Raw genomic sequence first — 17,685 nt, 5'->3', positions numbered from 1 at the left:
ATGCGTGACGCCTTGAGACCTCGGTGGTCGCTGCCGCTCGCCTTCACGTTGTTGGTGCTGGTGTCGTTCACACCGATGCTGCTGTCCTCGGACGGCCAGGCCTCCGCCAGTCCGGCGGGCGCTCAGAACGAGCGCGCCGCCGGGCAGGACCGGGCCGCTCCCAAGCTGACCTCGTTCAACAAGGTCTCGCTCGGGGACGGCACGGTGGAGACCCTGTACGCGGCGGACTCCGCCAAGCACCCGCAGGCCCTCGCCGTGCGGGTGGACGCGGCGGCGATGAAGTCGCTGCCCGGGGAGCCGACGCACGACGGTCAGACCTGCTTCGACACCGACGGCGACGGCATCGACCTGGAGAAGGACTGCGCCAGCGGCCACGAGCGGGTGCTCTGGTTCCCGAAGCTGGACGGTCTGCCGTTCTCCTGGCTGATGTTCAACTGGCAGAAGAACGGCCACGGCCCGGAGCACGTGTTCGACCAGCCGCACTTCGACCTGCACTTCTTCATGCAGGACTTCAGCGCCCGCAACCAGATCCGTACCGGGTCGTGCAACCTCGTCATCAACTGCGACGACGACAAGACGGCGAAGAAGGAAGTGCCGGCACCGTACGCTCCCGAGGGGTGGGGTCTGCCCGGCGCGGCCGGGCGGATGGGCAACCACATCATCGACCCGAACGCGGCACCCGCCAACGGTGGCAAGTTCGACCAGGCCTTCGCCTACGGCACCTGGAACGGTCACATCAGCTTCTGGGAGCCGGTGATCAACCGGGACTGGGTGGTCAAGGAGAAGCCGGCCGAGGACTGCCGCGCGATACCGCAGACCCCCGAGGTCGAGGTGACCGGCTACTACCCGGAGCAGATGTGCACCCGCTACGGCTCGAACGGTGACTTCACCTTCACCTTCGAGAAGTTCGTGAAGCGCACCGCACCGGCGGGGGCCAAGGCTCCCGACTGGACCCCGAACTCCGGCAAGGGGACCGGGAACACCAAGGGGACGGCGGACAAGCAGCACCACTGAGCCTGTCCGAGAGGTCCCACGGTGCCCCGTGCCACGCATCCAGCGTCGGTACGGGGCACCCGGCTTTCCCCGGCGGGGGGAACCGGCACCCCGCGAGGGCCCGCCCAGGTGAGGGCCGTCCACGTGAAGGTCGCTGGCCCCCGGGAAGCTCCCGGGGAGAAGAACCGGCCCCCCGCGAGGGCCGTCCACGTGAGGGCCGTCAGCCCCCGAAGACCCCCGGCGCGGAGAGCCCGGTAACCGAAGGGGGCGCCCACCCGGGATTCAGGAACCGAGCCAGCCCAGGATGCGGTACATCCCGTCCTGTTTTCCCACCTTCTCCAGGGTGTTCTCCATCCGCCCCATCTCCTCCTCCCCCACCACCAACGCCCACTCGTCCCGCAGTTGGTTGAGGATCTCCCCCGACAGCGCGAGCGCGTCCGCACCGCGATCGGTGAGCAGGATGTCGATGCGCCTGCCGTCCACCGGGCTGGGCTTCCGCCGCGCGTACCCCAGCGCCTCCAGGCCCTTCACGGTCTTGTGCGCGGCCTGCTTGGTCACGCCCAGTCGCCGCCCCAGGTCCGTCAAGCTGCCGCCACGGCTGATCATCTGCATGGCGAACCCGTGTGCCGGCTGGAGTTCCGGGTGCCCCTGTTCCGCGAGCCTTCGGTGAAGCTCGTCGATGAGGGTGCGGAAGGCCGCGAGAAGCAGGAAGGGGAGCGCGTTCCCCGGACGTGGCGGCGGCATGAGCGGCCTTACTCCAGGTGGTAGCGGTACGTCTGGGCCGGAGCCAGCAGAATCCGGTCACTCTACCTCAGCGTCAAGTTCTGCCCGAGGCTCTGTCCACAGGCTGGTCACCAGCGACTTCCCGGTTTCCACAGCCCTCCAACGGGCCGACACCAAGGGACCGCCCGTACGGGAACCTGTGTCCCACCTCGAAGCGGAGCGACCAGACCGACCACATGCCGCGCGGTGACGTCAGGAGGCGCGGGCCGGCGACGGCCCTGATGCGCCTCCCCACCGACTCCGGCACGAGGAGCGACAAGAGGAACGACGGGAGCAACGACGAAGAAAGGCGCGGGACTTCCCCCAGTACCCGCTGGCCGACCGGGACGACCCGCACCCCGAACCGGACCGCGACCCGGCGCTCTGGCCCCCCACCTCCGGACCCGTCCCCGATGCCACGACCGTGCTGGTCGCCCCGGACGGAGCGGCGACCAGCACGGTCGTCCCTGGTGGGCATCGGTCGTCGGAGCGTGCGTCAACCGTGGTGGACGCCCAAGGGTCCGGCGACCGCCCAGCCTTGACCGTCCGGGCCCTGGCCCTTCCGGCCGTCGAGGAACCGCAACTCGTCCGCCACCACCGGACCGATCTCGGCGAACGCCTCGGCACCCGCCAGGTCGTCGTGCCGGAACCCGCTCGGCCGTACCCGCAGGTCACCGCCCACGTACGCGCCCCAACCGGCGGCGGTGGACACCGTGCCCGCCGTGGAGCCCTCGTCGGCGGTCTCCTGGCTGGCCTCCACGAAGAGGACGTCGCCCGAGTAGTGACCCGGCCGGTACGTGGAGACCAGCCTCAGGTTGTTCTCGTGGACGGTCGCCATGCCCATGAGGTCCTGTGCGGAAAGCTCACCCAGAGGGCTCCCGTGGTGGCGCAGAAGCTCCAGGACCCCGTGCGCGGTGAGCGCGCCATCCCCCGACTCCGGGCAACCGACGCCCTCGTGATCCAGCAGCGCCAGATAGAGGCCCGCCCCCGCTCCGTGCACCGGCTGTCCGGCGGCATCACACGGGACGGCGTCCTCCGTACTGGCGTAACTGTCCAACATGGCCAGGAGGGACACCGACTGGCCCTGCTCCTCCAGCAGCACGGCCATCGCGTGCGCGATCACACCGCCGAGGGACCAGCCCAGGAGCCGGTAGGGACCCTCGGGCTGTATGCCGCGGAGCTGTTCGACGTAGTCCGCGGCCATCGCCTCGATGCTGTCCGGCAGTTCTCCCTGACCGTTCAGTCCCCGGGCCTGTAGCGCGTACAACGGGACCTCGCCGTCGAGATGCCGCATCAGCCCGGCGTACTTCCAGCCGATGCCCGTCCCGGGGTGCACACAGAACAGCGGCGGGCGTCCTCCGGCCGAGCGCAGCGGTAGAACCGGTTCCAGGGCCAGGCCCTGTTCGCTCTCGCCGATGCGCTCGGCGAGTTCGGCCGGGGTGGGCGCGCCGAACAGGGTGGCCGTGTCCAACTCCCCGCCGAAGAGGTGCTCCACACGGCGGACCAACCGGGTGGCCAGAAGCGAGTGGCCGCCCAGGTCGAAGAAGTTGTCGTCCGCCCCGACCTCCTCCAGCCCGAGCATCTCCGCGAAGAGGGCGCACAGTTGCCGTTCGGTCTCGTTCTGTGGCGCCCTTCCGGTCGTCCGGCCCACGGCGTCCGGGTCGGGCAGCGCGTTCTCGTCGATCTTGCCGTTCGGGGTGCGCGGCAACCGGGACAGCACGGTGACGGCCGAGGGCACGGCGTGGTCGGGCAGTACCCTGCGGAGCCGCTGGAGAAGGGCTCCGGGAAGTCGCGCCACCGCGTCCGCCGACGTCGAATCGTGCACCAGCGGCCGCGCCTCCCCTGAGGTGTCCGTGACCTGGCGTAGGTCGCGGAACCGCCCGCCGTCGTACTCGGAGAGGGGGATCAGCACCGCGTCGAAGGTGCCGGGAGCCGTGGTGGGCACGGCCACCGAGGCGTAGCCCAACGGCTCGACGCTCTCCGCGAGTTGGTCGGGATCCACGGCGAACGGGGCGGCCTCCGGGGCGAGTCGGCCGACAGTCGCTCCGCCGCCGGCGTCCTCCACCGCCCTCCACAGCGCGAGGTCGTCGACCAGTCGAGCGTCGGGAACACCGCGGACCCGCACGGCCACGGGAGCGCCCACCGAACGCAGCAGGGCGACCAGTTCCTCCTGGTTCCGTATGTCGCTGCCCCAGGTAAGCCGGCTGGCTTCGGTGACCGTCCGGGCCCTGGCGGAGTCCTTGTGGAGCACCGCGTCATAGCGGTAGCGGGTCAGTTCGTTGCCCCGGCATCCGGCCCTCAGGCGCAGGTCACAGGCGACTTCCAGGGTGGCGAAGAAGGCCGGGTCGATGGCCAGTTGCTCGTCGAGCAGGGTACGGCGACCGGCCACGAGCCGGACCTGGGAAACGGGGGACGCCGGGGAGACGGTCGCGCACTCGGCCGCCGTGTACCGACACGGGTTGAGCCGGGGATCACGCAGGTCACCGAGGAACAGCGTGCCGCCCGGTGCCAGCAGTTCCAGGGCGCCGGCAAGCACCCTGCGCAGGTAGCCCTCGGAGGGGAAGTACTGCGCCACCGAGTTGAGGACGATGGTGTCGAACTCGCCGGCCCGGAATCCGTGGAAGTCGTGGGCCGGTTGCTGCCGCACCCGTATGTCGGCCCCTTCGAGGGGGGAGCGTTCGAGGTCCCGTTGGATCGCGTGGACCGCGGCCGAGGAGAGGTCCGTGGCCTGGTACACCTCACAGTGCGGGGCGAGAGCGGCCAGGAGCAGCCCGTCACCGGCCCCGATCTCCAGTACCCGGCGCGGCTGGAGTTCCCGCAGCCTGGCCACGGTCGCGTCCCGTGCCTGGAGCAGCTCGGCGTAGGGAACGGGGGTGCCGTCGAAGACGCTCCACCGCTCGGTCGTGTCCGCTGGCGACGACGGGGCGCCGCCGTCCCGCTCGGTACCGGTCTCAACGGGCCGGTCCCGGTCCGCGTGGTCCCCGGTCCGGTCGGACGCGAACACGACGTCGTCGTAGTACGCCCGCCACTCCTCCAGCTTCGCCTCCTCGAACGCCGTCAGGTCGGCTCCCCCAACCGGCTGCCGTGACGAGCCGGAGGCTTCGGGTGAGTCACCGGCCGAGGGGCCCGGCACGACGTACGCGACGAGCCTGGTGCCACCGGAGTCGTCGGCGTGACCGCGCACGGCGACCTCCGCGACCCCGTCCAGGCGCAGCAGTGCCGACTCGGTCTCTCCCGGCTCCAGCCGGAACCCGCGCACCTTGAGCTGGCGGTCCACCCGTCCGACGAACTCCAGCTCGCCGTCCCGGTTCCAGCGGGCGAGGTCGCCGGTGCGATACATCCGCGTCCCGTCGGCAACGAACGGGTCCGCCACGAAGCGGTGCGCGGTCAGCCCGGGCTGTCCCACGTAGCCCCGGGCGACCACAGGGCCCGCGAGGTACACCTCCCCGGCGTGTTCGGGGGCGACCGGACGCAGCGCGTCATCCAGCAGGTGCACCGTGACGTTGGCGAGTGGGCGCCCGATCGGTGCCGCGGCCTGGGACAGGGGCGCCGTCGCGGTGCACATGACAGTGGCTTCCGTGGGTCCGTAGGAATTGACCAGGGTGTGCCGGGCCGACCAGCGGCGCGCGAGTTCCGGCAACAGGACCTCACCGATGACCCGTACGACCGTCGTGGACGGCAACTCGCCCGGTTCGAGTACGGCGAGTGCCGAGGGGGTCAGGGTCATCGCGGTAACCCGCTCCCGCCGCACCAGCTCCTCCAGGGCGCGGCCGGGCATGACGCGTTCCGAGGGCGCGAGTACCAGGGTGGCCCCGCAGGCCAGGGTCTCCAGGACCTCGTACACACCCACGTCGAAGGCCGGGGAAAGCACGTGCGGCACCCGGCTGCCCTCGCCCAGCCCGATCATGGGGGGTGTGGAGGCCAGCACGCCAGCCATCCCGGAGTGCTGCACCAGCACACCCTTGGGGCGGCCGGTGCTGCCCGAGGTGTAGATGACGTAGGCGACGTGGTCCGGCAGCAGCGGCGTGCCACGATCGGCGTCCGTGACCGCCGACTCCGGGTGTGCGGCGACGCGTTCGATGGTTGTCTCCTCGTCGACGACCAGGAGGTCGGCCCGCTCCCGCAGCAGAGGAAGGCTGGCATGGTCGCTGTCGGTGAGTACAAGCCTCGGGCGGGCGTCCTCCAGGATCAGGCGGACGCGGTCCTCCGGGTAGCGCGGGTCCAGGGGTACGAAGGCGGCGCCGGCCTTGAGGACCCCGAGGAACGCGACGACTTCCGCGACGGAACGCGGGAGCAGCACCGCCACGTGGTCCTCGGAGGCCACGCCCCGCGCGATCAGCTCACGTGCCAGCTGGTTGACACGTGCGTCGAGCTGGGCGTAGTCGATCTCGTGGGGCAGGCCGCCGTCGGCCGCGCCCTCCCCCGTCTCGCCCGGCGACCCGGTGCCGACCACACGCAGCGCCACCGCCGACGGGCTACGTAGCGCCTGGGCCTCCAGCAACGTCGGCAGAGTGGCCGGGGCGACACGCTCTCGGCTGCTGCGGCACTCGGCCAGCCGCGCGTGCTCCTGAGCGTCCAGCAGGTCGAGTTGGGCGACGGAGAGGTCCGGGTCGGCGACGAAGGTACGGATCAGTCGCAGCAGTCGGTCCAGCAGCCGTTGGGCACCCGGCTCGTCGAACACGTCCGTGCGGTACATCATGTCCAGTTCGATCCCGGACTGTTCGTTGCCCGGAAAGGCCATCATCCCGAGCGGGTAGTGCCCGGCCGTCATGCCGTTCGCGCTGACGAGGTTGAGGTCCCCGAGGTTCGCGTGGGCCTTCGCGTCGGCTTGGGGGAAGTTCTCGAACACCAGGGAAGTGTCGAAGAGTTCCCCCACCCCGGCGGCGCGCTGGATCTCCGCGAGCCCGACGTGTTGGTGCGGCAGCAGCGCGGCGCGCTCCCTCTGCACGCGCCGCAGCAGTGCGGCGAAGGGCTCGTACGCGGAGAGCGTGACCCGCATCGGCAGTGTGTTGATGAGCAGGCCGATGATGGACTCGACCGCGTCCAGGTCGGGTGAGCGGCCCGAGACGGTGACGCCGAAGAACACGTCCCACCGACCGGTGTGCTCAGCCAGCATCAGCGCCCAGCAGCACTGCAACAGGGTGTTGACCGTGACTCCGTGGGCCGCGACCGCCGCGCTGACGGCCGCGGACTCCTCCAGCGTCAGGTGGTGGACAATGCGTGCCGGCCAGGGCGTGCTGAGGTTCTTGCCCGGGGGCGCCACCAGGGTCGGTTCCACCGCACCGGCCAGGCTGTCGCACCAGGCACGCAACGCGGCGTCCTTGTCCTGCCGTTCCACCCAGCGCAGGTAGTCAGCGTACGGAGTGGGTTCGGGAAGCGAGTCCGGGTCCCAGTACAGCGCGAACAGCTCCGGCAGGAACAGGTGGTTCGACCAGCCGTCCAGCAGGATGTGGTGGGCTACCACTCGCAGTTGGAAGCGGTCCGCCCCCAGCCGCACCAGGGTGAAGCGGATCAGTGGGGGGTCCGCCGGATCGAATCGGGTGGTCCTGCCCTCGGTGTCCAGGCGCGCGAGTTCGGCGCCCTGCTCCTGGGGCGAGAGCCCGGACAGGTCGACTTCCCGGCACTCCAGGTCGCGCCGGGGGTACACCTGCACGGAGCGCCCCGAGGGGAGCACCACGAAGCCGGCGCACAGGTTGGGATGCCGGCGACCGAGTTCGCGTACCGCGTAGGACAGGCTGGCCGAGTCCAGGCTTCCGGTCAGGTTGAGGAAGAGCAACATCACATAGGCGTCCTCGGTGTTCCTCTCGAACTGCCGGTGGAAGAGGAACCCCTCCTGCATCGGGGAGAGCGGCAACACCTCCTTGAACGCCGGGTACCGGGAGGTCAGCCAGGAACGTTCCTCGTCGTTCAGCCGCGTCAGGAGCTGGTCGCCGTACCGCTGGCCGCGACGCTCCGGCACCGCGGGCTCACGCGGCTCGACCGCCTGGCCGCCGCCGCGTTCCGATCCGTCTCCTGGCCCGGGCACAGGGGTCGCCTTCTCGGCCAGCGTGACCGGGGTGGGGTGCTCGAAGACGTCCTCGACCAGGATGGCGAGGCCCGCTCGGTGTGCCCTGCGGATGAGCTTGATGGAGTTGATGCTGTCGCCGCCGAGGGCGAAGAAGTTGTCCTCCGGGCCGACCTCGGCCAACCCGAGCACTCCCGCGAAGACCTGACGCAGGGTGTGGACGCGGCCCTCGTTACGGCCCGTCGTGTCCGGGGCGGCCTCGGTGACCGTGCGTGCCGACCGGTTCGCCCACTCCGCCAGGGTCCGCCGGTCGGTCTTGCCGTTGGCGTCCCCCGGCAGCGCGTCCACGGTCTCGATCACCGTGGGCACCAGGGCTTCGGGCAACTGGCGGCGCAGCTCCGCGCGTAGCTCCCCGGCGTCTGGAGTGGCACCCGCCGCCGCCTCGACGTAGGCCGCCAACCGGCGGTCCCCGTCCTCGTCCGACACGGCGACCACAGCGGCGGCGGCGACCTGCGGCAGACTGGCGAGCCTCGTCTCGATCTCGCCGGGTTCCACACGTATGCCTCGCACCTTGATCTGATGGTCGGCGCGGGTCGCGAAGTGCAGTCGGCCGTCGTGGTCCCAGTGCACGAGGTCGCCCGTACGGTACATGCGCGCGCCGGGGCCGCCGAACGGATCGGCGACGAAGCGCTCGGCCGTGAGGGCGAACCGGTGGGCGTAGCCGCGTGCCAGGCACTCCCCCGCCAGGTACAACTCGCCGTGACGGCCCGGTGGTACGGGACGCAGAGCGGCGTCGAGGACGTGACAGCGCACGTTCGCGATGGGAACACCGATGGGCGGGTCCTCGGGCCGTTCCGGGTCGCACCGCCACGAGGTGACGTTCACGGTCGCCTCGGTGGGCCCGTACATGTTCGTGACCGTCTTCGACGGGTCCCGACGGTGGATCTCCCGCACCAGGTCACCGGGCAGTGGCTCGCCCATGAAGAGGTAGTGCTGGGCACGGTCGGCGACCCACTCGGCCTCGCTGACGCGCCGGTAGACGGAGGGCACGGTGTTGATGAGGCTGCCGGACCAGTCGGGGCGGTCCAGCAGGGAGACCAGGTTCCGTACGAAGTCGACACTGCCACCGCTCAACAGGGGGATCAGAACCTCCTGCACCGACGGGTCGAAACTGAGCGAGGTCGTGCTCAGCACCCGTGAGAACGCCGCCGCGCCGAACTCCTCAACGGCCCAGTGGATGAGGTTGAGGACACTGCGGTGGGTCACGACGACGCCCTTGGGGTGGCCCGTCGATCCCGAGGTGTAGATGTGGTACGCGGCGTTGCCGGGGTCGGTCGGCCCGGCCGGTTCCCACGCCTCGCCGGTCGGAGCCTGGTCGGTGATCTCGTCGAGCAGGATCGGCTCGGGAGCGTCCGGCGGCAGTTTCCCGACCAGGTCGCTCGTGGTCAGCACCGTCTTCGGTCGGGCGTCCGTGAACAGGTACGCGATACGGCCGGCCGGATAGTCGGGGTCGACGGGGAGGTAGGCGGCGCCGGACTTGAGCACCCCGATCACGCCGACCGCGATGGCCGTCGTCCGGGGCAGCAACAGCGCCACCACGTCCTCCGGCCCGACTCCACGCCGAGCGAGCAGCCGCGCGATCCGCTCGGCCCGCGTGTCCAGCTCGGCGTAGCTCAGCTCGCGGTACGCGTCCCGTACGGCGATGTGGGTGGGGTGCTCGGCGACCCGTGCGGCGAAGGCCGCCGGCAGGGTCTTTTCCGGGCCACCGAGCGGGCGGTCGGTGGCGTTCCACTCCGCCAGCTGCCGCAGCTCCTCCTCGTTAGCGAGGTCGAACCGGCCGACGGGCAACCGGGGTTGAGCCGCCAGTCGCCGCAGCAGGTCGACCAGTCGGCGCTGCTGGGCACGGTCCGCCCGTGGACCGGCGAGGTCCAGCGCCCAGCCGTCGGCCGCCAGGTCGTCGACGCGGAGGCACAGGCGGGGAGTCGCACCGTCCCAGGCGTGCTCGACGGTGGCCCGGGCCGCGCCGAAGGGCACCCGGTCCCCGCTGTCGGCCAGCAGCGCGATCGCGCCGTAGTGCCGCGCCGTGCCCCAGGGCTGGTCCTCCTCCGGCACGTAGGTGTGCCGGCGTGCCCGACGCAGGGTCAGCCCGACCCGACGTACCAGCTGGGCGAAGCTCGTACCGGGTGACACCGTGACGCGTACGGGCAGCACGCCGTGCTCGGAGCCGTAGCCGATCAGCAGCTCGGTGTCCCCGCTCAGTCGATGCGCGTACACCGCGAGTGCGGCGAGTACCACCGCCGCCGGGCCGCCTCCGCTCCGGCGGGCCAGCGCGGGGAGCGTCGCGTGGTCGTCCGGCACCGGCAGCCAGCCCCGGTTACGCGGCGGGCCGGGGCGCATGGCGTTGAGGTCCGGTGAGGTGTCGAGGCCCCGGTGGTCGTCCACCCACGGCACGGGGGCGCCGACCAGCTGCTGCCGCCAGAAGTCGCGGTCCTTGGCCGAGGCGTCCTGGTCGGGACGCGCGGTGCCGCCACCGGGTTCGGGACGGAGACCGGCGAGTGCCTGGGAAGTGGTCCGCACGGCGGAACCGTCCGGGGAGGCGGTGAGCTGTCCGTAGAGGTCGCCGGCACGCCGCACCAGCGCGGTCAGGGCTGTGAGACCGTCACCGGCTGGGCGAGCGGGGTGCGCGGTGCCCGTCGACCGCTGTGGGTGGACCTGCTGGTACCAGCCGATCCGGCCGTCGGCGCAACGCAGGAGCACGTGCCGCTGCCCCGTCGATCCGCCCGGGCCACCCGCCAGTTCGCGCGTCACCCAGGTCACCGGGTCGGCGTCCGCGATCTCCCTTTCCTCCACCGTGGGCACGGCGGAGCCGGAGCGTGGGAGTGGCCGCTCGCGCAGGGCGCCGTGTATCGCCCTGCGCAGCGACTCCAGATCCATGGGACCGTTGAACTGGACGTACTGCGCCACGCAGGCGGCCGCCGGCTCGTGACCGGCGCTGTCCGCGCCGGGGGTTCGGCCGGCAGTGGCCGAGGGGTGGTCGTTCACGTGGTCATCACCTGGTGTACGTGCGACGTGAGTGGTCATCGGGTTTCCTCCGTGAATGCCGCCGCCAGGGTGTCCGCGCGCTCGCCCGCCCCCGGTACCGGAGCCTCGGGGTGCAGGTCGACGCGTTCCGCCAGTACGTCGTGCACGGGTAGCCAGGGCTCGTCGAGCAGTCCGTACAGCAGGTCCCTCGTGGCCGTGAGCAGGGTGCTCGCTGTCGTGGGCGTGAACAGCGCCGAGGCGTAGTCGAGGCGCAGTGCCAGACCGTGGTCGTCCTGGAGGTCCCAGGAGAGCGCCAGTTCCGTCGCGTGCGCGGGCGGTGCCGACTCGCCGTCCCACGACCCCGTGCAGCACACCCGTGGCGTGGGCCCGGTCCGCGTGCCGGCGTTGCCGTCGGCCCCGGTCGCGCTGCCGCGCCCGGCCAGGCGTGCGAGGAGCGCGCCCAGGGTCGGTTCGTCCTGGAACTCGGCTTGTGCCAGCCCGCCAGGCGTGGGGACCGCGACCTCGTCCTGGCCTGAGATCCAGGACAGCAGCACCAGCCAGCAGGCCAGCAGGACGGTGGCCGGCCGCTGCCCGTCGTGTCCGGCCGTGACCGTGGTCAGCCGGTCGTACGTGCGCGGCTCCAGGGGTAGCCTCACCAGGCTGTCGATGGCGGCTGGTCGTTCCGGCCTGGGCCGGTCCGTCGGCACCAGCGGTTCCGCGTGGGCAGGCCCCGGCGGGTGCGACGGGCCGTCGAGCAGCCGTGCGAGGGGCCACGAACCGCTGCCCGTGGTGGCGATCTCGTCCAGCAGCCAGGTGTAGGTGGCCGTCATCTCGGCGGCCGTGTCCTCGGTGAACAGGTCGGTGCTGTACTCCAGGCAGGCCGAGATCCCCTCCTCACCCTCCCGGTCTCCGGTGACCAGCGTCAGGTCGAACTTGGCGGTGCCGGCCGGCAGTCCGCCGAAGAGGTTCTCCACCGCGTTCTGGTCGTCGAAGTTGCCGAGCACATGCCCGTCGACCCGCTGCAACGGCGGCAGGTCCTGGTGCACGAACATCACGTCGAACAGGGGCGCACGGCTCGGGTCCCGCTCCGTGACGAGGGCCTTGACCACTCGGTCGAAGGGAATGTTCTGGTTCTCCAGAGCGGTGAGCACCCGTTTCCGCACCTGCGACACGAAGTCGTCCAGCGTCGAATCCCCACCCAGACGGGCGCGCAGCACCACGGTGCTGTTGAAGAAGCCGACGAGGCCCTGGAGTTCGGGTCGGGTACGACCGGTCGTCGGGGTCCCGACAGTCAGGTCACGCTGTCCGCTGTAGCGGGCGAGTAGCAGGTACAGCGCTGCCAGGAGCACGACGAAGACCGAGGTCGACTGCCGCGCGGCCACCTGCCTCAACTCCGCCGCCAGCGCGTCGGGGATGTCGAAGCGCCGCAGGTTGCCGTGGTGACTCTTGCGAGCGGGCCTGGGGTGGTCCGTGGGGAGGTACAGGGGCTCGGCCCCGCTCAACTCCTCCCGCCAGTAGTCCAGTTCGCCGTCGAGCGCGGAGGTGGCGAGCAGGTCCCGCTGCCACTGCGCGTAGTCCCGGAACTGCAGGGGGAGCGGGTCGAGCCTCGGCGGCCGACCGGCACGACGGGCGTCGTAGAGCTCCGGCAGCTCCCGTTCGAAGATCCTCGGAGAGGCACCGTCACTGACCGCGTGGTGCATGGTGACCTGTACGAGGAGTTCCCGTGGAGCCAGCCGCACCACGAGCACCCGCAGCAGGTCGTCCTCGGCCAGGTCGAACCGGTGCTCCGCGGCCCTACGGATCAGCTCACGGGCGGACGCCAGCGGACTGTCGTGGTCGGAGACATCCTCGTACCGGAAGAAGTTCGTCAGCTTCGGGCTGACGCGCAACTCCGGGGCACCGTCCACCTCGACGATGCGCGACCGCAGCACTTCGTGGCGGTCGGCGAGGTCCTCCCACATACCGCGCACCGCGTCGACGTCCAGGTCGGCGCGGATGTGGTTGACGGACGGGAGGTTGTAGAGCGTGGTCTCCTCGTCCAGCTGGTGATGGAACCACATCCGCTCCTGGCCGTAGGACAGTGCCAGCTTCGACTGCGGGAGGACCGGTGGCAGGTCCCCGGTGGTGGAGGAGACGTGGGCGCTGATATGCCGGGCGAAGTCCTCGACCCGGGAGTGGTCGTAGGTGTCGATGAGCTTCGGCCGGAAGTCGTAGCGTCCCTCCACCCGGTCGATGAGCTGCATCCCGATGATCGAGTTCCATCCCAGCTCGAGGTAGTCCTCGGCCGGGTCGATGCGACCCTCGGTGCGCAGCAGTTCCTCCAACGTGTGGCAAAGCCAGGTGGTCACCTCCTCGACGGACTCGCCCCCACCGTCGTTTCGCGGTGCGGCCTCACGGGAGGGCGCGTTGTCCGGCGGGGGGCTGCCCGTGGTGGGCGTCGGCCGCGGGGTTTCCGGTACGGCCGAGGGCGGCGCGTGGCGCGGCGCCCTCGGGGGCTCCTGCCGGGTCGCCGCTCCTTGGGCACTGTCGGTGGGGGTGCTCGGGGCTCCCGCCGGGTGCCGCTCGGCGGGTGCGCCGACGAGTTCGCCGACCGGTTCGCTGACCGGTGCGACGACCCGCTGTGCCGGGCTCTCCGGTGTGAGCCAGCAGGTGGTGCCCCGCACCGGGTGTCCGGGGAGCCGCAGCCGGCGCGGCCGGGCCGGGGGTGGCGACACGGTGTGCCAGTCCAGGTCGACCCCGAGTCCGTACAGGACACAGAGGAGTTCCCGGAATCCACCGGTACGTTCGGAGGCCGCGACGACGACCCGTGTGGTGGACCCGTCGCCGGCCTCCACGTGTCGACGTGCCACCGCCCCGAGCGTGCTGTGCGGGGCGAGTTCCACGAACACCACCGGCCCACCGGAGGCCAACTCGCGTACCGCTCTCTCCGCGTCCGCGAGGTCCGCCCGAGAGGCGTCCGGCTGCGGGGGGCCGGCTTCCACCGCTGCCTTGGAGCCCGGCGGTTGACCGGCCACCAGCCGGGAGACACCCGTGCTGACGACGTTGGCGATCCGTACTCCGCATCGGCGGAGTTCCGCATACGCGGAGTACTGCCGGGACAGCGCCTCGGTGGTGCCCTCCGTGCCCGAGCCAGTCTCCCCGAACGCCGGTATGTCGCCGGCCCACGGGACACTCGGCGGCACGGCGTCCGGCGACAGCAGCAGCACGACCTTCGGGGGCTTGCGTCTGGGAGTCGGCCGCCCCCCGGACGGGGTCTCCCGCAACCAGGTGGTCTGCGCGGCGAGGTGGGTGGCCAACTCGTGGGTGTCCCGGGCCCGTACGGCCACCCGGTGTTCGTAGGTCGTACGCCCGTGGTTGAGCGTGAAGGCCACGTCGGCGAGGTCTTCGACGCTGTCCCGCAGCCCACTTGCCAGGTCGGTGCACAGTTGCTGGAGCGCCGCGTGAGTGCGCGCGGACACCGCGACCAGCTGCGGCACCGACTCCCCCGCCTCCGAGGCGGCCGTCTCACCACCGGGCCGAACCGCCGTGACAGAGGGCGTGGGTTCCGGCGGCCGCTGGAGGACGCAGTGCGCGTTGATGCCTCCCAGGCTGAACGAACTCACCCCGGCCAGCCGGCCGTCCTCCATCCACGGCCGGGCCTCGGTGAGCACCTCCAGGCCGAGTTGGGCCAGGTCGACGCCCCCGGTGGGCTTGCGGTAGTTGACGGTGGGATACAGCTCGCCGTGGTGAACGCTGAGGACGGCCCGGAGCAGCCCGGCCATTCCGGCGGCGGCGTCCAGGTGCCCGATGTTCGCCTTCACCGAGCCGATGGGCAGCGGTTCGGGACGTGGGCCGAAGACGCTGGCCAGACCTTCCAGTTCCACCGCGTCGCCCAGCGGGGTGCCCGAGCCGTGCCCCTCGACGTATCCCGCCAGCGCCGGGTCGAGGCCCGCGGTCCGCCACGCCTTGGCCATCACCCTCGCCTGGGCCCGCGCGCTCGGGGCGCTCATCGTGGCGGTCGCGCGCCCGCTGTGCAGGACCGCGGTGCCGCGTATGACCGCGTGCACGGGAGCGCCGTCGGCACGGGCCCGACGCAGGGTGGTGAGCAGCAGCGCGGCACCGCCCTCGCCGCCGATCGCGCCGTCGGCATCGGCGTCGTAGCTGCGGTACCGGACGTCGCTGGCCGCTGTCTCGGACAGGCCGGCCAGCGCCGACACCGGCATACCACCGGCCTTGACGCTGACCCCGCCGGCCACCGCGTACTCCGCGTCCCCGTTCAGGAGTTCACCACAGGCGTGGTGTACGGCGACCAGCGCGCTGTTGCACCCGGAGTCCACCGCGTAGCACGGTCCGGTGAGCCCCAGCACGTGCGAGATGCGCGCCGGTACGCCGAAGGGCACGTTGCCCAGGGCGCTGAGGGCCCCGGGCTCCCGCTTGACCGCGTCGTAGGTCGACGCCGAGGAGCTGAAGACGACCGCGGTGTCCACGTCACGCAGTCCGGTCGTCGCGTACCCGGCGTCCTCGAACGCCTGGTGCGCGAGGAGCAGCGCGAGCCGCTGCTGTGGGTCCATCACCGCCGCCTCGCGGCGCGAGAGCCCGAACAGCGCGCAGTCGAAGGTGTGGATGTCGTCCAGGTGCCCCATCGGCAGGTAGCCCTCGGACAGGTCGAGGCCGGTGGCCTCGGCCCGCTCCCGCGGCATGGGCCGCACACTGTCCCGTCCGGTCCACATGTTCCGGCGGAACGCCTCGAGGGTGTCCGCTTCCGGGAAGCGGCCGGCGATGCCGACGATGGCGATGTCCCTGTCGCCGGGCTCCGTCACGTGGCTACCGTTCATCGCTGCTCCCCCGGTGTCGCTACGTCGCCGCCCGGCATCCCTGTGGCGGGGCGGTCGCTCGTGCCAGCTGGGCCACCCGTGATCGCGGCGGCCATCGCCTCGGCCTGTGCCGCGACGGTGTCCAGGTCGAACAGCTGCCCCACGCGTATGGCCCCCGGCCAGTCCCGCTCGAAGCACTTGTGCAGCTCGACCACCCGTAGGGAGTTGCCCCCCACGGTGAAGAAACTGTCGTCCGCGTCGAAGTCGTCGTGGCCGAGCACCGTGCTCCACAGCCTCGCGACGGCGCCCTGTGCCCGTGGCCAGTCGTGCCAGCGGGTCATGCGGGGCCCAACGACGGGTTCCACGGCGACCGGATCGGTGCCGGCTGGTCGCGGAACACTGGTCGAACCAGGTGACGGCCCGTTCGTACCGGAAACGGCCCCGAGTACGGGGTCCGTGCGCAGCAGTGTCCGCAGGGCTTCCTCGTCGGTCTTGCCGCTCGGTCCCAGCGGCATGGCGTCCACGGTGTGGAAGTTCCCCGGCACCGCCTGGCCGACCAGGCGTTCGCCGCAGAACTCCACCAGCTCGCGGGCCGTCGGCCGGGCGCCCTCCGGCTCGGCGGGTGACCAGAACGCCACGAGTCGGGTGCCGCCGTGCTGGTCGGTCACTCCCAGTACGGTGGCCTGGCCGACCGCCGGGTGGCTCTCCAGCACCGCCTCGATACCGTGCCGCTCCACCCGTACGCCCCGTACCTTGAGTTGGCCGTCGGCCCGGCCCCGGAACACGACCTCACCGGACTCGTCGATCTGGGCGAGGTCTCCGGTGCGGTACATCCGTACACCGGTCTGCCGGGTGAACGGGTCGGCGACGAAGTTCCGCGCGGTGTCACCGGGGCGGGCCGCGTAGCCCAGGGCGATCTGCCCGCCGCCGAGGTACAACTCGCCGACCTGCCCCGGCCGCACCGGTCGCAGTCGTTCGTCCAGCACGTAGGCGGACTGGCCGGCCAGGGAGCGGCCGATCGGCACCGCCTCGCGGTACGTACCGGCCACGACGTGCGCCAGCACGGTGATGGTCGCCTCCGTCGGGCCGTACTCGTTGCGCAGCTCCGTGCGCGGCAGCGCGGCCCGGTGCTGGTCGAGCAGGCCGAGCGGGAACACCTCGCCGGCGAGGATGACCTCCCGCAGGTGAGCGTCGGCGCCCGTGAGGTGCGGCAGCATCAACCGGTAGTACGACGGCGGGCCGCCAGCCTGCACCACCCGCCAGCGCAGCAGCAGCCGCGCGGACTCCGCCGCGTCGGGGAGCTGCCGGTGGTCCGGCAGGACCGCCGTACCGCCGGTGCACAGCGCGTGGAAGAGAAGCAGCAGCGACCCGTCCCAACTGAGCCGGCAAGGCGAGAAGGTCACCCGTCCCGGCTCCTCGGGACGCGCCGCGAGTACCCGGGCGAGATTGTCCCGGGTCACGACGACCGCCTTGGGCTCGCCGGTGGAACCAGCGGTGCTGATCACATACGCCGGTGCGCCACCGGGCGTTTCCACCGGTTGCGGCACGGCCTCCTCCGCACCGAAGCCATCCGTACGCCCACCGGACCCCGCCACAGGTGCCGTGGAACGCCGGCTCGCCAGCAGGGCCAGCGAACGCGGAGCGCCCTCGCGCAGGGCGTGGAGTTCCGGTGGCGTGTACGGCTCACCAGCGGTGTCCGTACTGCTGTGGACGACAGCGCCGCAGTCGACGTCGCGTACCAACGACCGCAGCCGCTCGGACGGTTGGCCCGGTTCGGCCACGCACCACGCGGCACCCAACCAGAGCGCCGCGACCATGCCGACGACGGTCTCGGCACTCTGCCGTTGGTACAGGACCACCGTCTGGCCGGGGCGCACCCCGGCCGTACGCAGCCGCCCGGCCAGGTCGGCGCTCGCGTGGACGAACTCGCGGTAGGTCAGCGCGGTCCCTCCGACCACCAGGGCGACGCCCGTCGGGTCGTCGGTGGCGTGCCGGAGAATCCGGGCCAGCACGTCCCGCGCTGGCCGCTCGTGAGGGGGAACGGTGGCCGTCGGGGAAGCGGCGTCCTCCGACACCGACCGAGGCACGTCAGGAAGTGGAGTGAAGGAGTGG

At 71.6% G+C, this 17,685-nt stretch carries 5 protein-coding genes; 1 reads left to right on the top strand and 4 read right to left on the bottom strand.

The genetic code is table 11. The features are described from left to right. Positions 1 to 1,014: a hypothetical protein gene (locus ABZT14_RS01220; protein ID WP_356295088.1), complete on the top strand. Its 1,014-nt coding sequence runs from the start codon at positions 1 to 3 to the stop codon at positions 1,012 to 1,014. A gap of 261 nt (positions 1,015 to 1,275) precedes the next feature. Here the strand turns inward: ABZT14_RS01220 and ABZT14_RS01215 are convergent, their stop codons facing one another. The 4 genes from ABZT14_RS01215 to ABZT14_RS01200 all read right to left on the bottom strand — a co-directional run bounded on the left by ABZT14_RS01215 (position 1,276) and on the right by ABZT14_RS01200 (position 17,660). Further along, complete coding sequence (locus tag ABZT14_RS01215) at positions 1,276 to 1,737, bottom strand: MarR family winged helix-turn-helix transcriptional regulator (protein WP_356295085.1); 462 nt, start codon at positions 1,735 to 1,737, stop codon at positions 1,276 to 1,278. Between the two features lie 514 nt (positions 1,738 to 2,251). Further along, positions 2,252 to 10,801 carry an amino acid adenylation domain-containing protein gene (locus ABZT14_RS01210; protein ID WP_356295082.1) on the bottom strand — a complete coding sequence of 2,850 codons (8,550 nt, stop codon included), beginning with the start codon at positions 10,799 to 10,801 and terminating at the stop codon, positions 2,252 to 2,254. Between the two features lie 35 nt (positions 10,802 to 10,836). Next, positions 10,837 to 15,594, bottom strand: a complete 4,758-nt coding sequence (locus ABZT14_RS01205; protein ID WP_356295079.1) for a condensation domain-containing protein — start codon at positions 15,592 to 15,594, stop codon at positions 10,837 to 10,839. Continuing rightward, positions 15,591 to 17,660 (bottom strand): amino acid adenylation domain-containing protein, encoded by a 2,070-nt coding sequence (locus ABZT14_RS01200; protein WP_356295076.1) that lies wholly within the window; start codon positions 17,658 to 17,660, stop codon positions 15,591 to 15,593. The genes ABZT14_RS01205 and ABZT14_RS01200 overlap by 4 nt, the downstream gene beginning before the upstream one ends. Between the last annotated feature and the right edge of the window lie 25 nt (positions 17,661 to 17,685).

Source organism: Streptomyces sp. NPDC005438 (assembly GCF_040606315.1).
Taxonomy (GTDB): domain Bacteria; phylum Actinomycetota; class Actinomycetes; order Streptomycetales; family Streptomycetaceae; genus Streptomyces.
Note: the sequence above shows the minus strand (reverse complement) of the source record. Positions and strands in the feature narration are given on the sequence as shown.

Coding starts and splice junctions, on each gene's coding strand:
- ABZT14_RS01220 (WP_356295088.1), top strand. CDS start 1: ATGCGTGACGCCTTGAGACCTCGGTGGTCGCTGCCGCTCGCCTTCACG.
- ABZT14_RS01215 (WP_356295085.1), bottom strand. CDS start 1,737: ATGCCGCCGCCACGTCCGGGGAACGCGCTCCCCTTCCTGCTTCTCGCG.
- ABZT14_RS01205 (WP_356295079.1), bottom strand. CDS start 15,594: ATGAACGGTAGCCACGTGACGGAGCCCGGCGACAGGGACATCGCCATC.